Consider the following 20,675-nt stretch of genomic DNA (forward strand, 5'->3'; position numbering starts at 1 on the left):
TTCACGTGCAGGGAGAACATGACACCGGTCTTCTCACAGTCTTCGATGGCATCCTCGAAGAACTTCACCAGCGCTTTCTTGCTCATGAACATGCCGTCGAGCACTTCGCCTTCCTGCAGCGGCAGGTCGGATTTCAGGACGGTCTGCTCGCCCTTTTTGTTCTCGAACACGATGCGGGCGTTGGTGGCCTTGTCCAGGGTCACAGACTGCTCGCTGGAGTAGAAATCGCCACCACGCATGTGCGCCACGTGGGTACGGGAGGCCGGGCTCCACTCACCCATGGTGTGCGGGTGTTTGCGGGCGAAGGCCTTGACCGCGGCCGGGGCACGGCGGTCGGAGTTACCTTCGCGCAGTACCGGGTTGACGGCACTGCCCAGGACCTTGGAGTAACGGGCGTGGATTTCCTTCTCTTCGTCGGTCTCCGGATGCTCCTTGTACTCGGGCACCTTGTAGCCCTGCTCGTTCAGCTCCTTGATGGCTGCGCGCAGCTGGGGGATGGACGCGGAGATGTTCGGCAACTTGATGATGTTGGCGTCCGGATCCTTGGTGTACTCACCCAATTCAGCCAGGGCATCCGGAACCCGCTGGTCTTCCTCGAGGTAGTCGGGAAACGCTGCCAGGATACGCGCCGCGAGAGAGATATCACTGGTTTCGAAGTCGATACCAGCCGGCTTGGCGAAGGTTTCCAGGATGGGAAGCAGTGACCGGGTGGCGAGGGCGGGGGCCTCGTCGGTCAGTGTGTAGACAATCTTGGCTTTGGATGATGTCATTTTCGTCCTCAGGCTAATGGGTGGGTTCAGGACGGTCATTGCAGGGTCAGGCGTCTTTTGGACGTCCGGCCTGTGCCATGACTGATTTCGGAACTTTTGATAGACCTACTAAGATACCATTTTTTCGTAATTTTTGGTTACGATCTTAGTATTAGAACGGACTAAAAATGCCGGATCTTCGGTTACAGGACGATGAAATGGCGGGAATTTACGAAATTTTCTAACATTATGATTTTTCTGGTTTGGGAGTATCGCGGTGGTGTGGCCGCCTCCCAAAACCCGCTCAAGCCCGTCCATGGGGCGCTTGGGCTCCGCCATCCATGGCTCCGCACAGTTTTGGGAGGCGGCCACACCACCGCTCTTCAGACCACCCAGTTAAGCCCCCGAACCAAGGTCCGACACGACGTATTTCAACACGGTTTTGTCAACAATACGCCATGCCAGGCCATCCAGGTTCTCTAACCTTCCGGCAACAAATTGGCCTGCTGGAGCCGCTCCCGGATCTGGTCCAAGGCTTCCGGATTACCCAGGGCATCCCGGTTGTCGGCTTTTTTCGAGCCATTGATCAGCCGGGCCACCGCCAGCTCTACCTTCTTGCCGCTACGGGTGTAGGGAATGTCCGGCACCTGGACGATGTGTTTGGGCACATGCCGGGGGCTGGCGCCTTCGCGGATTCGGGTTTTGAGCTGTTTTCTCAGGTCGTCGGTGACGTCCTGGCCGTCGGCGGGGACCACCAGCAGGACGACTTCCACGTCGCCTTCGATCTGGCGGCCGACCACGAGGCTGTCTTTAACCTCGGGAATGGTTTCCACCTGGCGGTAGATTTCGGCGGTGCCGATGCGGACGCCGCCGGGGTTGAGGGTGGCGTCGGAACGGCCGTAGATGATGGCGCCGCCGTGTTCGGTGAATTCGATGAAGTCGCCGTGGGCCCAGACGCCGGGGAAGGTGTTGAAGTAGGCGTCGCGGTAGCGCTCGCCGTTCGGGTCGTCCCAGAAGCACACGGGCATGGACGGCAGGGGCTGGCGGCAGACGAGTTCGCCTCGGCCTTCGCTGACCGGTTTGCCGTCATCGCCGTAGGCGACGGCGTCGACGCCGAGGAAGCGGCACTGGATTTCACCGCGGCGTACCGGCAGCAGCGGGGTGGAGCCGACGAAGCAGCCGCAGATGTCGGTACCACCGGCGATGGAGCCGAGCAGCACGTTCGGGGCGCCGTCGGTGTACATCCAGTCGTAGTCTTCCGGCAGCAGGGGGGAGCCGGTGGAGAACACTACGCGCAGGGCGCTCTGGTCGAGGGTTTTCGCGGGCTGGAGTTCGGCCTTGCGGCAGCCGGCGATGAAACGGGCGCTGGTACCGAAGTGGGTGACTTTTTCCTCGGCCACGGTGTCCCACAGGAAGCTGAGGCTGGGGTAGCCCGGGGAGCCGTCGACGGTGATCACCGCGGCGCCGGTCAGCAGGGCGGAGGCCTGCCAGTTCCACATCATCCAGCCGCAGGTGGTGAAGTACAGGAAGCGGTCCTCGGGGCCGACGTCGCCGTGCAGCATCAGTTCCTTGGCGTGGTTGACCAGCAGGCCGGCGGTGCCGTGGACGATGCACTTGGGTTTGCCGGTGGTACCGGAGGAATACAGGATGTAGACGGGGTGGTCCGGGTCCATCGGGGTAAAGGAGGGAGCCTGTCCCTCACCGAAGGTGAGCGCGTCGTCCCAGGTGGTGACCAGCTCGCCGGGAATGGGGGCTTCGTCCGGCAGCTGCGGGATGCTGACCACGGTCTTGAGAGACGGCAGGCCGGCGATCAAGTCGGCGAAGTCGTCCTGGCGAGCGAATACCTTGCCGCCGTAGCCGTAGCCGTCCACCACGATCAGGGCCGACGGTTCAATCTGCCCGAAGCGGTCGTTGATGGCACCGATGCCGAAATCCGGGGAGGCGGAGCTCCAGATCGCGCCCATGCTGGTGGCGGCCAGCATGCCCACCATGGCCTCGTAGCCGTTGGTGACCACACCCGCGACCCGGTCGCCCTGCCCGATCCCCTTGCTGCGCAGGAAGGCCTCCAGGGCGCCGGCGTCGGCTTTGAGTTCGGCGTAGGTTTTGCGCAGGACCGGGCGGGTTTCGCAGTAGGCCACCACCGCCTCTTTGTCGGCATGGTCGCCGTCCGCCAGCCGCAGCAGGTTGGCGGCGAAGTTCAGCTTCATGCCGGGGAACCACTGCGCCCCGGGCATTTCCCGCTTGCCCAGCACCTTGTCCGCGGGGGTGTCACAGACCAGGTCGCAGTAGTCCCAGACCTTCTGCCAGAAGGTGTCGAGCTCAGCGATGGACCACTGGTGCAGGGCATGGTAGTCGGCAAACGGACCGAAGCCCTGCTGCTCCAGCCAGGCCTTTAACCGGCCCATGCGGGAGTGCGTCAGGGTGTCGTCCGTGGGAGACCAGACTACCGGTGATTGTTCTGTATTACTCATCCGTCTCTCCTGAGTGTTACTGCATATGCCAACCGTGACTGACCACGATGGACTGGCCGGTCAGGGCAGCGGACGGGAAGGCGGCCAGGTGAACGGCCAGTTCCGCCACGTCTTCCAGGGTGGTGAATTCCCCGTCCACAGTGTTTTTCAACATGACTTTGCTGATCACTTCCTGTTCGGAAATACCCAGCTCTTTGGCCTGTTCCGGAATCTGTTTGTCCACCAGGGGCGTGCGTACGAACCCGGGGCAGATGATATTGCTGCGCACCCCGTGCTCGGCACCCTCCTTCGCCACCGCCCGGCAAAGCCCCAGCATGCCGTGCTTGGCCGCCACATAGGGCGCCTTCAGAGGGGAGGCTTCCAACGAGTGCACCGACCCCATATACAGCATGGTGCCACCGCCGCTTTCATACATGTGCTTGAGTGCCGCGCGGGTCACCAGGAATGCGCCATCGAGATGCACATTCATGACTTTGCTCCAATCGGAATAAGCAAGCTTGTGCACCGGGTCGATGTGCTGGATGCCGGCGTTCGCAATAGCGATATCCAGACCACCCCACTGTTTAACCACATAGTTTACGTTTACGTCAACTTCTTCTTCGTTGGTGACATCCATTTTCAGTGCCATGGCGGTGCCACCCGCCTGCTCGATGGCCGCCACGGTTTCCCGGGCGGACTCGAGTGTCAGGTCGGCTACGGCAACCTTCGCGCCTTCACGACCATAGGCCTCGGCGATGGCGCGGCCGATGCCCCGACCGGCCCCGGTGATCAGGGCAATACGATTTTCCAGACGCATTTTTGTTTTCTCCTTAGTCGTAAGCCACGCTAGGCAGCCAGGTTGCAATCTCCGGTACCAGGAAGACGATCGCCAGTGCTACCAGCTGAATGATGATGAACGGCACCACGCCCCGGTAGATATCCGTCACCTTTATTTCCGGTGGCGCTACCCCTTTAATGTAGAACAGGGCGAAGCCGACCGGGGGCGTAAGGAACGACGTCTGCAGGCACATGGCAAACAGGATGGTGAACCAGACCAGGTCAAAGCCCAGGCTTTGCACGACCGGGGCCACCAGAGGCAGGATGATCAGGGTGATCTCCACCCAGTCCAGGAAGAAGCCCAGCAGGAAGACACCAAACAGGATGGTGAGAACAACGCCGTAGGGACCGAAGGGCAGGCCCAGCAGGGCATCCTCGATCACCTGGTCGCCACCCAGCCCCCGAAGGACCACAGAGAACGCAGTTGCGCCCAGGAAGATGGCGAAGATGAACGCAGCCGTGCGGGTTGTCTGCTGCATGGAGGAGTTGAGCACTTTCAGGTTCAGTCGGCGAGACATCAGGGCCAACAGCAAGGCGCCCAGAGCGCCAACACCGGAAGCTTCCGTTGGCGTTGCTATGCCGGCAAAGATGGAGCCCAGCACACCCAGGATCAGCGCGGCCGTCGGTACAACGGCTTTCGCCACTTCCCAGACGATGCTCCAGCTCACTTTCTCGGTGCCCGCCGGTACCGGCGCAATGTTCGGTTGCAGCATGGGACGAATGATGGCGTAGGCGACGTACATGGCACCCAGCATCAGGCCGGGAAAGAAGGCGCCCATGAACAGGTCGCCTACTGACGCTTCGGGAACCGCCAGGCGGTCAGCCATCAGAACCAGCATGATGGAAGGCGGAATCAGAATACCCAGGGTCCCGGTGGCACAGGCAGTACCCACGGCAAACCCCTTGTTGTACTTGTTCTCCATCATCACCGGCAGGGACAGCATGCCCAGGAGCACGACGGATGCGCCAATGATACCGGTAGTCGCAGCCAGCAGTACGCCGATGACGATCACGGTTACTGCGTAGCCACCGCGGACGGCGCCAAACAGTTTGACCATGCTGTTCATCAGGCGCTCGGCCACACCGGACTGGTCAAGCATGATGCCCATGAAAATAAACATGGGCAGGGCCACAAGGGTCTCGCTACTTACCACTTTCCATATTCGTTCGGGGACAAGACCCATGGAAGACTGGTAATCAAACCAGAGATTGGCACCGAAATTCTCGACGGCGACGACACCGACGACGGTCCAGATAACCGCGGTGCCACCCAATACCCACGCAACCGGATAACCGGTCATCAACAGCGCCCCGAACGTGAGGAACATGCCGATTACGAAAAGGGTTTCAAGCTCCATCAGGACGCATCCTCTTTCTTGTTATCATCGGACTCGACCCGGATTGGCTTCGGAAAGCCGAAAAGCAGGGCAGTAACTTTCAGCAGACGGGACAGGGCAGCGATAATGAGAAGCACAAATGACAATGCCAGAACGCCCTTGAGGATCCAGCGATAGGGAAGGCCAGCGGGTGCCTGGCTGGTCTCACCCTGTTCCCAGGAACTGAAGGCATAGGGAATCATTTCCCAGACCGCCAGCACCAGAAATGGCAACAACAAAAACACCAGACCGAAGAGTTCTATCCAGGCCTGGCCTTTCAATGACAGGCGTTCATGGATGACATCCACCCTCACATGATCATCTGTTACCAGGGTATAGCCCAAGCCCAACAACCAACCGGCGCCGGCCAGATGCCATTGGACTTCCTCCAGGGTTACCGACCCCATGCCAAAGGCATAGCGACCCACCACTGCATAGATGATCACGCCGGTGACCACAAACCAGAGCCAGGAAGCACTCTTGCCTATCGCAGAAATCACACCGTCCATGAATTGACTGAGCCGGGTGGTCGGGAACTCGGTGTGATGATGAATAAATTGACCGGCGTCCGACGCCGATGCGTGCACATCGGGCGGTGAGCCTTTATCAGACACTGCCATACAACAGTTCCTCGTTCAGAAAGCCTGCCGTGAAACAAGGATGGCCCCGCAGGGCCATCCAGACTTGATCAGGGAGCACCGGAATTGCTTCCGATGCTCAGGGTCAGCCCCGAACCTTACAGGTCCGCCGGAACATAGGCGCGGGTATCCCACACCTTGTAGGATTCCATGAATTCCTGCTGGCTCTCGTAAACACGCTTGAAGTCGGCATCCTTGGAGGCTTCTTCCTCAAGAACTTCCTCGGTTACTTCCCGCAACTTGAGCAAAACATCGCGGGGGATCTGGTCAGCCTGAACGCCCTTGTCCTGGAACTCGGCCAGAACCTTGCCGTTCTTGTACTCACCCTCGGCCAGACCACGGGTGGTTGCCGCGGTGCAGGAAGCCTCAACCAGCGCCTTCTGGGCCTCGGTGGCTCGTGCCCACTCATCCTTGTTGATCAGCATGTACTGGGCCGTGAACTGCTGGTGCCAGCCCGGGAACAGGTTGTACTTGACGACCTGGTTGAAGCCGAGGATCTGGTCGATGGCGGGCATGGAGAATTCAGTGGCATCAATGGTGCCCTTTTCCAGTGCCTGGTACAGCTCGCCGCCAGGCATCATGGTCACGGAGGCGCCCAGTTTTTCGAGGACCTTGCCACCGAGGCCGGCAAAGCGGATCTTCAGGCCTTTGTAGTCTTCCAGTGTTTTGATGGGTTTGGAGTACCAACCCGCTGTTTCAGGCCCGATGATGCCGCACAGCTGTGCATGAACGTTGAAGCCCTTGTTGGCATAGGTTTCCTGCAGCATTTCATGACCGCCACCGAAGTAATACCAGCCAATGTAGGCCGGAGGCTTCATGCCGAAGGGCACCGCTGCAAACAGGGGAATCGCAGGCACTTTGCCCTGGTCGTAGCCGATCCAGGTATAACCGGCCGATACTTTGCCATCGGACACAGCCTGGAGAATATCGAACGGCGGAACCAGCTTGCCCGGTTCGTAGACCCGGACCTGAATGCTGCCATCGGAAGCTGTGGTGAGGTTTTCTGCAACCCAGGCGGCGGGAGAACCCAGGCCCGGAAGGTTGGTAGCGAAGGCTACGGGCATTTTCCAGCGCAGGTCATCGGCAACGGCGGAACCCGTAGTCAGGGCGATCGCACCGGCGATCCCGGTGAGGGCCTTGAAGAGTTTCATTGGCAAGTCTCCTAGCATTGTTGTTTTCGTGGGCCAGACAGCAAAAAACTGGCAGGCCTGATCTGAGTGTAGTCAGACATCGCAGAAAACGAGACGGACAGGGAAAGCGGTGGGTCCAACAATAATCGTCAGTCTTGTTGTCTGCGTTGTTCTGACGTCCTGCAACCAAGGCATAGCAGGGGGCGTGCCAGATCGCAATTCCACATATATTTCATATAGTTAGAAAAAACAACGGAGGACATTGAAGGAGAGATGCGTCCGAATATCCGGACACCTTCAGACCAGGGTCGTAGGTATTTGTACGGATATCAGGACGCTCGTCCGGATATCAGGACATCTTGGCAAGCTTTTCGTAGAGTACCGAGCGGGAGATTCCGAGCAGCTTGGCCGCTCGGGTCCGGTTGCCACGGGCGGCAACCAGGGCCTCTTCGATGGCCTGGGCCTCGGCTTCCGCCATGGTCTGGCCCAGAGGCCGGACGGGGCGCGGGGTCAGGGTCGATACCGGGCGGTTGCCGTTGCGCGGGAGTACCTTGAAGATGGCATCGGCATCCAGCAGGCCGCCGTCCTCGCCCATGGTCAGGGCCCGCTCCAGCACGTTGCGCAATTCCCGGATATTGCCGGGCCAGTCGTAACCGGCCAGGGCCGAAACACCGGCGTCGGTGATCTCGCCACGGACATCGAGGCCATCACCGATATCCTCCAGCAGCGCCTCGCAAAGCACCCCGAGGTCGGCCAGACGGTCACGCAAGGGCGGGATGGGGATTTCCAGAACGTTGAGACGGTAGTACAAATCCGACCGGAAGCTGCCCTCGGCAATCATCGTTTCCAGGTTGCGGCTGGTGGCGGCAATTACCCGCACATCCACGGGCACCACCTTGTTCGACCCCAGCGGTTCGATCTCCCCTTCCTGGAGGGCGCGCAGCAGTTTGGCCTGCAGTGGCAGGGGCATATCGCCCACCTCGTCCAGGAACAGGGTGCCGCCGTTGGCCAGCTGGAACTTGCCGTCGCGGGTACGCCGGTCTGCACCGGTGTAGGCGCCGGGGGCGACGCCGAAGAACTCGGCCTCCAGCAGATTATCGGGAATCGCCGCCACGTTCACGCCCACGAAGGGCTTGTCGGTGCGGGTGGAGACCGAGTGGATAGCCTGGGCCAGCACTTCCTTGCCGGTGCCGGTCTCGCCGAGCAGCAGCACCGGCATGTCCCGTCCGGCAGCCAGACGAGCCCGGCGCTTCACTTCCAGCGCGGCCGGACTTGCGCCGACAAAATCCCCCAAGCTGTAGCGGGTGCCCCGGGCCTTTTTCGCCAGCGCCTTGCGTGCCGCCGCCAGGTCCTGATGCAACCGTCGGTACTTGCTGACCAGCGGTGTCAGGGGCTGCAAATCGTCATAAAGGACGAAAGCCACGGCACCGACCAGCTCGCCGCCATCATCGTAATAGGGCACACGGGTAACCACCAGTTGCTGCTTGTCGTGTTCCATGATGTCCAGCAGCAGCGGCTTGCCCGTCTCCACCACTTCCGGCATGCGGGTATGAGGGATCACGACCCGAACCGGTTTGCCGATGGCATCGGCAACATCGCCCAATCCCAGCAACTGGGCGTAGCTCTGGTTGATCCAGGTGATCCGGGCCTCCCGGTCTACGGCGATGGCACCGGCGCTGGCTTCCTCGAACATGGGAAACAGCGCCTCGATCAGTTCGCGGGTCAACCCGCGCGGGCTCCGGTCGCCAAACAACTGTGTCATGGAATGTGCACCACCGCTCTCAGGATTGATCATCACAACAGCACCCGGGTATCCGGAAAACCGGACACCTCGCCGAGAGTATATGACCACCCCGGGAAAGGGGCAAACGGCTGAGGCCCCGGCACGGGGCCGGGGCAAGGTGTTGAGGCATTACTCGGGAATCCGGAGCTGGCTCCCGGTAAAGACGATCCGGTCCTGAGGTGCAGGCTCGGGACTGATCACAGGCAGGTTGGCCTCACTTAATGGCATGGTCAGACTGCCCCGGGGCACCGTGCGGACCACCTGGCTCGGCGGCAACGGCCGCTTGTCCGCCAGGTGTGCCCAGACCAGGTCCAGCGCCTGGAAATAGTAGTGATGCAGGGGCACGTAGCGCTCGGCAATGCCGGGAAAGCCGTTGAGCACATCCAGGTGATGGGCGTTGAGGATTTCATAGTAACGCAGCCCGCTGTGCTTGCCCTCGACCCGCCGGTTCAGGCCCACATAGGGACGGGACGTATGGTTGATGGGCAGGATGGCATCGGCCCGGCCCGTGACGAACACCGCCGGCTTGCCCTGCAGATCTCCGTTAGCGCGGACAGCCGAGATACCCTCCGCTATGCGATCGGACCAGAGCGCCTGTTCGCCGGTCAGCGGATCGCCGGTGACCGGGTCCTCGCCGGTGGCAAGCGCACGCAGGCACAGGAGCGCATCCAGGCCGTGATCCGCCAGCCCAGAGCTCGTGGACACACTGGCCGCCAGTAGCGTCGGCTGACCCACGGCACCATCGTTGACCAGATTCACGCCACCGGTGGGCGGAATGCCGTTACTGGTGGCAAAGAGCGCCGCCTCACTGGCCGGGGACAGGGGCGTGACCGCACCGAAAGCGTCGGTGGCCGCCAGGCTGATGCCACACAGCCGGTCCTCGACACCAGCGCGGCCATAGGCATTGGCGTAGGTCATGCCAATGCTCTGGGCCACGGAAAGACCGAAGTGCACCGGCGCCAGCAGGTTCTGCTCCGGCTGGATACCGAGTTCCTCGTTGAGGATCCTCAGGGCATCCGCGGCCTGCTCCTCCACCGTCACGCCAGTCACCAGGCCCTTGCTGGCCAGGGACTGACAGATGTTCTCGCCCACGGCCGGCGGATTGAACAGACTGTTGAGCGGCGCCTGGTCCCGGATTCCGGGTGCCTGGTTGGCGCAGCCCTGGTAGACCGCCAGCGCCGTGGTGTAATCCAGCAGACTCCGGCTGTGATCACTGATCACCGGCCCATCGCCCTGGCGGATGGTGAAGCTGCGATCCACCACCGGATTGAGATTCGGCTCGGACACGGCAATGCCGTCGATCAGACCCCGGTCGTCCAGCTCCGCCGCCCGCACCGAGGCGCCGCCGCCATTGGACACACTGGAGGCGATCACCAGGGTGTTGCGGGGACGGATGGTGGCCAGGATTTCACCGTTACCCAATGCCCGGCCATACCCTTCATTGAGCACATAGAAACCGAACTCGATGGACTGCAACACGTGCCGGCCCCAGTCCGCCTCGGGGTTGGCCCTGGAGTGGGCATGCTTCCAGGCAAAACGGTCCGGCCAGTCTGCATTGAATTTGGCGCGTTCCTGATCGGAAAGCTCCGCCCGGAACTGGACCGGCTCATCGGCCGGGGTCAGGGTGCCGTCGATTCGTTGCGCCGTGTTGGTGGCCAGGTTGTGGGCGCCAGTACCCGTCCCCTTGTCGGTGTAAACTACGGCACAGCCTTTTTTCAGGCCCCACTCACCGGCGGTGCCGATGGCCCCGTAGATGCCCCGGGAGCCGGAGGAGGGTGCCGTCACCAGGCAGGGCTGGCGGGGGTCGAAATTGTCCGGTACCTGGGCTATCACCGTCACCGGGGTGTCACTGCCCGGTACCGTCATGTAGGCCAGGTACTCATGGCCCGCGATCAGGCCTTCGCCGTCAGTTCCTGTTGCTGGCCCGAAAAATCTGCCGTAACCGCCCCCGGGGACGGTATCCACCAGCGCCCGGTAGTTGTTGTAGATTGCCAGGCGTCGCAACTCGGCCGGGGTCGGATTGAGGGCATCATCGAAGGCGGGCGGCGTGGGGTTCTGGAGACCGGAGGCGCCGAGGCCTGCGCTGAGAAGGTCGTTGGTAACACCATCGTACCAGGTGCTTTGGACAGGTCCCTGGAGGAAATCCGGGCGCTCGTTGAACGGTGGCGCGGCTACGGCAACCCCCGAAGCGCCGATCAAGGCGCAGAGCATGAATCGTTTCATAATCGTTCCCTGTTTGTTTTTGTTGGCAAACCCGAGGCCGGCAGTTCCGCCGCCTCTGCCGCAGCCATGCGGATCCTGTGCCAAAACAACAGGCCATTGATTTTCCGGCGTTTTCAGGGATTAACCACCCACGGGAAGGATGCAGCTTCCGGATTTCCGGACAATCGGAAAGGTTAACCAGGGAGTCAGGCCGATAGCCGCGCCGCCGGCGGGACCTGTCCCCGGTTCCGGACACTGTCAGGGGATCCGGACAGGATCAACCGGCAGGTAATCCAGGTTGCTGCTGAAGACGACCAACGCCGGCAAACTTCCTCCGGTACTGGGCCGGTGTCAGCCCCACCCGCTGCTGGAATTTCCGGGAAAAGAACGCCGCGTCCTGATAGCCCACCATCTCCGCCACCGCTTCCACCGACAAGTGACTGGTCTCGAGAATCTGTTTGGCTTCCTCCAGCCGCAATGTCAGAACATATTCGATCGGGGTCATCCCGGTGGCCTGGCGAAAGCGGCGATGGAAAGAGCGCTCACTCAGGCCACTGAGGCTGATCATGCCGGCCACCGGTGAGGGCTGGTCATAATGATGCGCCAGCCAGCGCTGGCATTCGGCAATCACCGCGTCACTGGACTGGCGCTGGTGGTTGATGGCAACGAACGGCTGCTGGCCGTCCTCGTGCCATTCGATCAGGTGCACCTTGGCGACGCGGATCGCCTCGGCCTGGCTGCAGAAGCGGGCAATCAGGTACAGGCCCAGATCCATCCAGGACGTGCCGCCGCCGGACATGATCAGGCGCTGTCCGGTGCCGGAGGCGACCATGGCCCGTTCGGGATGCATGCGGACGCCCGGATAACGGCTGGCCATGAACTCGCAGAAGCCCCAGTGGGTGGTGGCATCCTGGCCCGCCAGCAGCCCCGCCTCGCCAAGCAGGACCGCGCCGGTGCAGGCGGTGGCCAGCAGCCCGCCCCTGTCCCAGTAGTCCCGGATCCAGGCCACCTCGCGCTCGAACAGTCCATCCGGCTCCTCCGCCGGGTCGAACATCACCTCCAGAATGCACAAGGCATCGGGCCAATAATCCCGGTCCAGCCGGCGGGTTGGTCGCACCAGGGCGCCGTTAGCCAATTCCATGGGCTCACCTTCCACCGACACGATCTCCGCCCGGATCAGGGGCGTGCCGGCTTCCCCCTCCACCAGCAGACTCCAGTCCCTGCCCGCCGAACCCAGCAGCTCCTGCATGCCATAGATCGGCGAGGCGGTCGCCTGGGGCATGGCCAGGATGCCGATCTGCACCGGCCGGCCGGTCTTGCTGTCATTCGCCATGGAGATTTCCTCCGCGTTCCTGTCCAAATCATCCGCCATGGGGCAAAAAACGCAAGTCCGGGGATCCGGTGGCGGATTCGGACAGAATCTGACCGATTACGCTGAAGGACACCAGGAACAGAGCGCGCACGATCAGGGGGCATCCACAACAACACCGGAAGGAGCACCAACATGAACGCCCCCCTGAAACTCGACACCCGGCAACCGCGGACGCCGGAAGCCTTCGGCGAACAGTTCGCCACCATGGTCAACCACGCCGCCGTGGTGACCATGACCTCCCTGGGCCACCGGCTCGGACTGTTCGATACCCTGGCCAGTCTGCCGCCCTCGACCAGCCAGCAGATTGCCGACGCCTGCGGCCTGAACGAGCGCTATGTGCGGGAATGGCTGTCGGTGATGGTCACCGGCGGTATCGTGGACTACCAGCCGGAAGCCGGAACTTTCAGCCTGGACCCGGCCCATGCCGCCTACCTGACCCGCAGTGCGAGCCCCGACAACCTGGCGGTGACGGCCCGCTTCATTCCCGTGATCGCCAGTATGGAAGAGCCCCTGACAGAGTGTTTCCACACCGGCGAAGGCCTGCCTTATCACCGCTACCCCTGCTTTCACGAGGTGATGGCGGAAGACAGCCACCAGACCGTGGTGTGCGCCCTGTTCGACCACATCCTGCCACTGGTCCCGGAACTCCGGAGCCGTCTGGAGCAGGGCATCTCGGTACTCGACGCCGGCTGTGGCCGGGGACTTGCCCTGCTGACCCTCGCGAAGGCCTTCCCGAACACCCGGTTCCAGGGCTACGACCTCTGTGAGGAAGCCTTCGGACCGACCCGGGCCGAAGCCGAGAGACTGGAGCTGACCAACCTGCACTTCGCCGCCCGCGATCTGCGGGATTTCAACGAGCCCGGTCACTACGACCTGATTACCTCTTTCGATGCCGTCCACGACCAGGCCGACCCTGCGGCGTTGTTGCGGGGTATCGCCAGGGCCCTCAAGCCCGGCGGCATCTACCTGATGCAGGACATCGCCGGTTCCAGCTTCCTGCAAAACAACCTGGATCACCCCCTGGGGCCGCTGCTCTACACCATTTCCTGCGCCCACTGCACGCCGGTGTCACTGGCCCAGGGAGGGCCGGGCCTGGGTACCCTGTGGGGCGAGGAGCGGGCAGAGCTGATGCTCCGGCAGGCCGGATTCGGTGACATCCGGTCCCACCGGCTCGACCACGACCCGTTCAATGTCTACTTCATCGCCCGGCCCGGCGAGGGGGAGCAGTCATGATCAAGGCCCTGTTTCTGCTCTTTGCCCTGGCCAGCTATGGCCTGGGCTTCCTGGCACTACTGGCCCTGGCCGGATTCCTGCTGAACCTCGGGCCCTGGGGCATCGACACCGGTGCGCCAGGGGACGGACTGGCCGCCATCGCGGCCAACACTCTGCTGCTGTTCGGTTATTTCGGCCTGCACTCGGTCATGGCCCGCCCAGGTTTCAAGCGCCGCTGGACCCGTATCCTGCCTCCGGCGCTGGAACGCAGCACCTACGTGCTGGTTGCCGGCCTGACCCTGCTTTTGGTGCTGACAACCTGGACACCGCTGCCATACAGCCTTTGGCAGTTAGAAGGCGATAGCGCCCGGACGTTTGTCTACGCCTTGCACAGCCTTGGCTGGGTCGTCATGGTGGCAGCGACCTTCCATATCAATCACTTCGAATTCTTCGGCCTGCGCCAGGTCTGGCGGCACCTGCGGTCTCTGCCACCGACCGAAGTTCCGTTCTCCGCACGGTTCCTGTATGGGCTGGCACGACACCCCATCAGCCTGGGCTGGATGATCGTGTTCTGGGCAGCCCCGGACATGAGCCTCGGTCACCTGCTGATGGCGGCCATCGCGACCGGCTACATCCTGGTGATCACCCCCGTGGAGGAGGCCGATCTCGAGCGTCAGGTCGGGCCGATCTACCGGGATTACCGCGCGCGAGTGCCCGCCTTCGTGCCCCGCCTTCGTCGGGCGAGACCCGAGCGCATCCGCAACCGGAAATCGCTCGTAAATTGTCCTGACAGATAGCAATGACAGGAGCCCTGCGGGTGAACCAACGCTGGAGTGCAAACCTGGCCGCCCTGATTCTGGGCGGCCTTTTGCTGGCCGGGTGCGCCAGCCATGACAACGCACGCCAGGAGCCGGTGGCCGCCTTGCCGGAGACGGACTTCGAGGTGCGCTCCCCGGTCCGTTTCTCGCCGGATGACTGGCCCGAACCATTGTTTGCGGACCTTTACCTGCCACAGCGGCCGGACCTGGCCCCGGCGGTGTTGCTGGTTCATGGTGGTGGCTGGGAGCGACGCTCCCGGGAAGACATGACCTGGATTGCCGAGGAATTGGCCGGGCGTGGCTTCGCGGTGATGAACATCGATTACCGCTTTGCTCCGGAGTACACCTTCCCGGCGCAGCTCCATGACCTGCAGGTGGCAATGCGCTGGTTGCGGGAGCAGGCAACAACCTACCGGATTGATCCGGATGCCATCAGCGCCTTCGGGTTCTCCTCCGGCGCCCATCTGGTGAGCCTGCTGGCCCTGACCAGCGATCCCGGGAACCCCCTGAGCAAACCCCACGGCGGGCCCGGGGCCCGGCCGGTTGCGGTGGTGGCCGGCGGCATCCCCAGTGATCTGCGCCGGTTCGATTCGGGGCGGCTAGTCCGCCAGTTCCTGGGTGGTACCGAGCAGGAGAAGCCAGAGACCTACCGGCTGGCCTCACCCATTGCCCATGTCTTCCCCGATGCGCCCCCGTTCTTCCTGTTCCACGGCAATCTGGACATGCTGGTACCGCCGGAGCAGGCGGAGGACTTCCACAATGCCTTGCTGGCGAAAGGGGTACACTCCGAGCTCTATCTGATGCACCTGCGGGGCCACATCACCAGCTTCCTGACCGCCGGCAATGCCGTGGAGCAGGCAACGGAATTCCTGGTCCGTTTCGGTGGCCGGCCCAGTCAGCAGCGGTGATCTAGCCGAGACCAACGAACGGCGCGAGGGTTAACGCCAGGATTACCAGGATGGCGACACAGGCGGCAAGGATGGTCACCGGCTTCCGGCGGAAGCTATGCCAGAAACCCACTTCACCCCGGGCCTGGCGCGCTTCAAAATCCTCCCGCTGCCGGTCTCGCCTCTGCCTCTGGTATTCGTCCAGCAACGACCGCGCCCGGGCAGCCTCATCGTCATCATGCACCCAGAAGCCCCCCATACTGATACCCCAGCGGCTCGGGGGCGTCTCGTAATAGCGAACCCCGTGTTCGTCGAACAGGGCCCGGATTTCGTCAGCTTCGTCATCGGGCACGTGGCGCAGATTCATCAGGTGGTGGGGCATGGGCTTCCATTGGCTGGTATCAGGATCGGGATTGCCTATATGCTAACAGCAAAGCACCAATGACCGAATTTGCCACCAGGACACTGCATGAGCCAGAATCCCCTTCGTCTGCTGCTGGATTTTGACGACCGTATCCAGCGGGACAGGGACCAGCCCTCCGCTTTCCTCCACCGACGGGACCGTCGCTTTGCCCTCGACTGCGAGCAGCAGGGAATAACCCCCGACGCCTCGCACTGGCTGGCACACATGGATCGTCTGTCCGGTCCGGGCGGCACCGTCACCGCCGGCGGCCGCGAGCTCCGGCTCTGGCGTCGGGTCAACGGCGGCTTCGTGGCCGCCGGATGCCTGATCGGCATCCTCACAATGCTCGGCCTGCTGTTCTATGACGGCGGCCAGCGCATCAACATCACCGTGATCCTGGCGTTTGTCCTGTTCCAGCTGCTGCTGGCGCTGGCTACCACCGTGCAGGCACTGGTCGGCTGGCAACCCTGGCGCTGGTTGCTGAGACGCTTTCACCGGGACCACGCCAGCCCTACCCGGGCCCGGCTCCAGCCACTGCTCATGGCCCGCGCTGCCCATGCCGGCGGTGTTGCTTTCAGCCTTGCCGGCCTCGCCACCCTGCTGGTGATGGTCGTGGTCCAGGATCTGGCCTTCGGCTGGAGCACCACCCTGGATACCGCGGCCTCCGGCTACCACAGCCTGGTCAATAACCTGGCCACGCCCTGGTCCTGGCTCTGGCCCGCAGCCGTGCCGTCCCTGGAGCTGGTGGAGGCCACCCGTTTCTTCCGGGCCGCGTCGGGCACCACCGGGATTGATCCTTCCCGCTGGGGCCAGTGGTGGCCCTTCGTGGTCATGCTCTGGCTGACCTGGACTGTGATACCGCGGGTACTCCTGCTGATCCTCAGCCAGGGTCTGCTTCGCCATCGCGCCGCCCGGCTGCTGGCCCGTCATCCGGGCATGCAGGCACTGTTGTACCGGATGGAAACCGCCACCCTGGATACCGGCAGCAGCCACAACGACGCCGCCGACCTGCCCGATACCCGGACCCGATCACGCCCGGACCTGCTGCCGGACACACCAATCATGATCTGCTGGGCCGGAGCCGGGGAACCGGAACTGCCCCAGCGCCTGCAGGCGCCGGATACCCGCATTTTCCGGGCCGGAGGCCGGGCCACCCTGGCCCAGGACGACGAGGTACTGGCGCAGGTGGGCGACCAACTGGCCGGCCAGAAGGCGCCCGCCGTGATTGTCGTCACCCGCAGCTGGGAACCACCCACCGGGGAGCTGCACGACTTCCTGGAGACCGCACGCGAGCGCTGGCCATCCGGTGCCCGGGTGACCCTGCTGCCCCTGGCCAGCGACCCGAACCGGCCCCCGGAAACACACCTGGTGCAACCCTGGCTCCGATTCACCGAGCGCCTGGCCCCGGGTTTTGCCTCGGTCGCGCTGCCACCCACCGACGAGCCGGATCCCTACCTGGCCGGGAGCGTCCAGCCATGACCACAGCACCGGTGTTCGCCGTCGTCGGCCACCCGAACAAGGGCAAGTCCAGTGTCGTGGCCACCCTGTCCCAGAACGACGCCATCGCCATTGCCCTGGAGCCCGGCACCACCCGGGCCCGACAGGACTATCCGCTGACCGTCGACGGCCAGAAACTCTACACCCTGGTGGACACCCCCGGCTTCCAGCGCCCCCGGCGGGTGCTGCAATGGCTGGAAGCCCACAGCATCTCCGCCTCGGACCACCCGGAAACGGTCAGGGCCTTTGTGCTTCAGCACCGGGGCGATGACCGGTTTGTCGATGAATGCGAACTGCTGGCGCCGATCGTGGCAGGAGCCGGGATCATCTACGTGGTGGATGGTTCGGTGCCCTACAGCGCCGAGCACGAAGCAGAGATGACCATCCTGCGCTGGACCGGCCGCCCGAGTCTGGCCCTGATCAACAGTATCGGCGAGGATGATTACAGTGACACCTGGCAGTCGGCGCTCGGCCAGTTCTTCCAGGTAGTCCGCAAATTCGACGCCGTTCGCGCCCCGTTCGAACAACATCTGAGCCTGTTACGGGCATTCGGCCAACTGGAGCCGGACTGGGAGAAACCGCTGGAACGGGCCACCCGGTTCCTGTCCGAACAGCGTCACCAGCGCAGGCACCAGTCTGCCGGCCTGATTGCCAGGGCCCTGGAAGACCTGATGTCCTACCAGGAAAAACGCACCCTGACCCTGAACCAGGTGGCCGAAACCAGCGATGCCAGCCTCGCGGAAACCCTGCGGGACCGCTGGTACCAGCACCAGCGCAAGCGGGAACAGACCCTGCGCATCGACATCGAGCACCTGTACCAGCACCAGCGCATCCGGCGCCAGGAAGCCGAACTCCAGTGGCACAGCCAGCATGACCTGTTCTCCGAGGACACCCGCAAACACTGGGCGGTCAGCAAGCGCTACCTGGCCACCGCAGGCTTTGGCGCCGGGGCTGTGGGCGGCGCCGGTATTGATGCCATGACCCTGGGCTCCTCCATGGGGACCGGAGCCCTGGTCGGCGGCCTGATTGGCGCAGCCGGCAGCTATTTCTACGGCGACCGGCTGCTGCTTCCGGCACTGAACATCGGGCCCCTGAAGGACGGCCTGAAAACCGCCAGTTTCGGGCCTGTACAGGACAGCCAGTTCGGCTATGTTGTATTAGGGCGGGCCGTGGACCACTGGTGGCATATCAGCCACCGGAACCACGCCGGACGGGACCTGCTGGAACTGGAGCCGGCCGATCATCACTGGCTGGAACAGCTCGACAAGACCAGCCGGCGGGAGATTCAGCGGGCCTTTGACCGGTGCCGGAAACAGCGGCCCCTGACCCACCAGCAGAGGGAAAATCTGACTGCGGCCATCGAGCAGGCGATGTCGGCTTATGACGACTGGCGGTTGAACCGGGCCTGAGGCGCATGTTTATACTGTATGGCTATTCCATCACAAAATGAGGAATGCGAATGAAAATTGTACGAGTGCAAGACATCATCGGTACCGAGCGCGAAGTTCACGGCCCGGGCTGGACCAGCCGCCGCATGCTGCTGAAAAAGGACGGCATGGGCTTTTCCTTCCACGAGACCATCATCCCGGCGGGTGCTGAACTAAACCTCTGGTACAAGCACCACCTGGAAGCCGTCTACTGCGTGGCGGGCAATGGCACCATCACCGACAAGGCAACCGGCGAGACTCACGAGATCACCGACGGTACCCTGTATGCACTCGACAAGCATGACCAGCATACCCTGCGGGGTGGCACCGAGGACATGCGCCTGATCTGTGCCTTCAACCCGCCGGTCACTGGCCGCGAAGTCCACGACGAAGACGGCGCCTACCTGCCGGACACCAGCGAAGACTGATCCGGCATACCGTGGCTGAACTCCAGGCCGCGAACACACCGCCACCGCCAGCCCGACTGCTGCCGGTGGCGGTGTTGCTTTGGCTATCCGGCGTTTACCTGCGCATCCCTGTCCTGGTGGCGCCGCCTCTGGCTCCCTTTATCGGCGAGGAACTCGCCCTCTCCAAGGCCTTGACCGGTGCCCTGACTACCTTGCCCATCCTGATGCTTGCCATCGGCGCCATGCCCGGCTCCCTGGCCATCTCCCGCATCGGACCGAGAAACACCCTGGCACTGGCCATGGTCATCATGGTGATCGGCTCCGCCAGCCGCGGCCTGGCCCCTGAAACCATGACCCTGATGATCGCCAGCGCCGTCATGGGCCTCGGTGTGGCCATGATGCAACCGGCCCTCCCGGCTCTGCTACCACGGTGGCTGCAGCCCCATCACCTGGCCCTGGGAACTGCCATCTACATGAACGGCATGCTCATGGGCGAATTCATCGGTGCCGGCATCACCCTGCCGGTACTCATGCCCCTGCTCGACAACAGCTGGCGCGCCACCCTGATTGCCTGGTCGCTGCCCGCCTTACTGGTCGCCGCCGCCCTGTTCCTGCCCGGACGGGACCTGGCCCGCCCGGTCCGCAAATCCGCCTGGCTCCCGGACTGGAGCAACCCCCTGACCCTGAAACTCGGCCTGCTGCTGGGGCTCTCCGGCTCCATGTTCTTCGGCCTCAACGCCTACATGGGCAACCTGCTCGAACAGCAGGGCCAGTTCGACAAACTCTCCGAAGCCCTGTTCTGGTTCAACATCGCCCAGGTCTTCGCCTCCCTGACCATGCTCAAATTCGCCCGCGCCTGGGTCGGACGCCGAGCCCTGATCGTGACCATGGCCGCTCTCAGCATCCTCGGCACCGCAGGCGCCATCGCCCTCGATGGTTGGTGGTCCATCGCCAGTGCCACCCTGATGAGCTTTGTTGCCGGCATCCTGTTGATCCTGCTGGTGGCACTGCCGCCACTGCTGGTCAGCTCCGAAGAAACCGGCCGCCTGTCCGCCGGCACCTTCCTGGTGGGCTATACCCTGGCGTTCTCCGTGCCGATGCTGGGCGGACTGCTGGCCGACTGGACCGGAGATGTGCGCCATGCGGTGATGGTGATGATTGGTTATAGCGTGGTGGTTCTGCCGCTGGCGTTTACGTTGGATCTGAGGCGGAGGGGGAGGTGAGTGAAGTTGGGGTCAGAAGAACGAGTTCTTCAGACCCCTGAGCGGGACGGGAAATCGGGTGAAAGAGCATCCAAGATGGGGTCAGAAGAAGGCTTTCTTCAGACCCCGAAGAGGCAGAGCAATCCCCCAGCGGAATCCCCACCAATGGCCGAAAGGCCGAGGCTAGGGGTGCTTTTCCGCAGGGCACAATTGTCTGAGCGAAGCGAGTTCTTTGTGCCCGAAGGACAAGCACCCCTTGCCTCGGCCAGCCCCCCATGTCACTCA

The 20,675-nt window shown here is 63.0% G+C and carries 17 protein-coding genes; 7 read left to right on the plus strand and 10 right to left on the minus strand.

Going from position 1 to position 20,675, the window contains the following annotated elements; all coding sequences use genetic code 11:
* From ACESMW_RS10905 to ACESMW_RS10945, 9 genes are all read right to left on the minus strand, one after another.
* A partial coding sequence (locus ACESMW_RS10905) for an NADP-dependent isocitrate dehydrogenase (protein WP_372987069.1) occupies nt 1-770 on the minus strand: 770 nt, incomplete at its 3' end.
* 458 nt (nt 771-1,228) lie between these two features.
* Nucleotides 1,229-3,220, minus strand: a complete 1,992-nt coding sequence (locus ACESMW_RS10910; protein WP_372987070.1) for an acetoacetate--CoA ligase — start codon at nt 3,218-3,220, stop codon at nt 1,229-1,231.
* Nucleotides 3,221-3,236: 16 nt separating this feature from the next.
* The gene (locus ACESMW_RS10915; protein ID WP_372987071.1) at nt 3,237-4,016 is read right to left on the minus strand and encodes a 3-hydroxybutyrate dehydrogenase; all 780 of its coding nucleotides are present in this window, start codon (nt 4,014-4,016) and stop codon (nt 3,237-3,239) included.
* 13 nt (nt 4,017-4,029) lie between these two features.
* Nucleotides 4,030-5,394 (minus strand): TRAP transporter large permease subunit, encoded by a 1,365-nt coding sequence (locus tag ACESMW_RS10920; protein ID WP_372987072.1) that lies wholly within the window; start codon nt 5,392-5,394, stop codon nt 4,030-4,032.
* Nucleotides 5,394-6,032, minus strand: a complete 639-nt coding sequence (locus ACESMW_RS10925) for a TRAP transporter small permease subunit (RefSeq protein WP_372987073.1) — start codon at nt 6,030-6,032, stop codon at nt 5,394-5,396. Before ACESMW_RS10925 ends, ACESMW_RS10920 begins: the two co-directional genes overlap by 1 nt.
* Before the next feature lie 116 nt (nt 6,033-6,148).
* Nucleotides 6,149-7,201: a TRAP transporter substrate-binding protein gene (locus ACESMW_RS10930; protein WP_372987074.1), complete on the minus strand. Its 1,053-nt coding sequence runs from the start codon at nt 7,199-7,201 to the stop codon at nt 6,149-6,151.
* Between the two features lie 328 nt (nt 7,202-7,529).
* The gene (locus ACESMW_RS10935; protein ID WP_372987075.1) at nt 7,530-8,942 is read right to left on the minus strand and encodes a sigma-54 interaction domain-containing protein; all 1,413 of its coding nucleotides are present in this window, start codon (nt 8,940-8,942) and stop codon (nt 7,530-7,532) included.
* Nucleotides 8,943-9,092: 150 nt separating this feature from the next.
* Nucleotides 9,093-11,186: a 3-hydroxybutyrate oligomer hydrolase family protein gene (locus tag ACESMW_RS10940; protein WP_372987076.1), complete on the minus strand. Its 2,094-nt coding sequence runs from the start codon at nt 11,184-11,186 to the stop codon at nt 9,093-9,095.
* A 256-nt stretch (nt 11,187-11,442) separates the two neighbouring features.
* Complete coding sequence (locus ACESMW_RS10945; RefSeq protein WP_372987077.1) at nt 11,443-12,498, minus strand: GlxA family transcriptional regulator; 1,056 nt, start codon at nt 12,496-12,498, stop codon at nt 11,443-11,445.
* Nucleotides 12,499-12,669: 171 nt separating this feature from the next.
* Here ACESMW_RS10945 and ACESMW_RS10950 point away from each other — a divergent pair, with 171 nt between their 5' ends.
* The 3 genes from ACESMW_RS10950 to ACESMW_RS10960 are packed head-to-tail and all read left to right on the plus strand — an operon-like array spanning nt 12,670 to nt 15,475.
* The gene (locus tag ACESMW_RS10950) at nt 12,670-13,770 is read left to right on the plus strand and encodes a class I SAM-dependent methyltransferase (protein WP_372987078.1); all 1,101 of its coding nucleotides are present in this window, start codon (nt 12,670-12,672) and stop codon (nt 13,768-13,770) included.
* Nucleotides 13,767-14,546 (plus strand): methyltransferase family protein, encoded by a 780-nt coding sequence (locus ACESMW_RS10955; RefSeq protein WP_372987079.1) that lies wholly within the window; start codon nt 13,767-13,769, stop codon nt 14,544-14,546. The genes ACESMW_RS10950 and ACESMW_RS10955 overlap by 4 nt, the downstream gene beginning before the upstream one ends.
* 20 nt (nt 14,547-14,566) lie before the next feature.
* The gene (locus tag ACESMW_RS10960; protein WP_372987080.1) at nt 14,567-15,475 is read left to right on the plus strand and encodes an alpha/beta hydrolase fold domain-containing protein; all 909 of its coding nucleotides are present in this window, start codon (nt 14,567-14,569) and stop codon (nt 15,473-15,475) included.
* A 1-nt stretch (nt 15,476) separates the two neighbouring features.
* On the opposite strand, the gene ACESMW_RS10965 is transcribed toward ACESMW_RS10960, so the two are convergent.
* Nucleotides 15,477-15,836, minus strand: a complete 360-nt coding sequence (locus tag ACESMW_RS10965; protein ID WP_091998572.1) for a DUF6164 family protein — start codon at nt 15,834-15,836, stop codon at nt 15,477-15,479.
* Between the two features lie 87 nt (nt 15,837-15,923).
* Between ACESMW_RS10965 and ACESMW_RS10970 the strand changes: the two genes are divergently transcribed.
* From ACESMW_RS10970 to ACESMW_RS10985, 4 genes are read left to right on the plus strand one after another with little or no spacing between them, the layout of a single operon-like run.
* Nucleotides 15,924-17,336: a DUF2868 domain-containing protein gene (locus ACESMW_RS10970; protein ID WP_372987081.1), complete on the plus strand. Its 1,413-nt coding sequence runs from the start codon at nt 15,924-15,926 to the stop codon at nt 17,334-17,336.
* Complete coding sequence (locus ACESMW_RS10975; RefSeq protein WP_372987082.1) at nt 17,333-18,763, plus strand: GTPase/DUF3482 domain-containing protein; 1,431 nt, start codon at nt 17,333-17,335, stop codon at nt 18,761-18,763. Before ACESMW_RS10970 ends, ACESMW_RS10975 begins: the two co-directional genes overlap by 4 nt.
* Nucleotides 18,764-18,813: 50 nt before the next feature.
* Nucleotides 18,814-19,209: an ectoine synthase gene (locus ACESMW_RS10980; RefSeq protein WP_343812972.1), complete on the plus strand. Its 396-nt coding sequence runs from the start codon at nt 18,814-18,816 to the stop codon at nt 19,207-19,209.
* Nucleotides 19,210-19,220: 11 nt separating this feature from the next.
* Nucleotides 19,221-20,411, plus strand: a complete 1,191-nt coding sequence (locus tag ACESMW_RS10985; protein ID WP_372987083.1) for a CynX/NimT family MFS transporter — start codon at nt 19,221-19,223, stop codon at nt 20,409-20,411.
* Nucleotides 20,412-20,675 lie beyond the last annotated feature (264 nt).

Source organism: Marinobacter sp. (assembly GCF_041690455.1).
In the GTDB taxonomy this organism is placed as follows: Bacteria; Pseudomonadota; Gammaproteobacteria; order Pseudomonadales; family Oleiphilaceae; genus Marinobacter.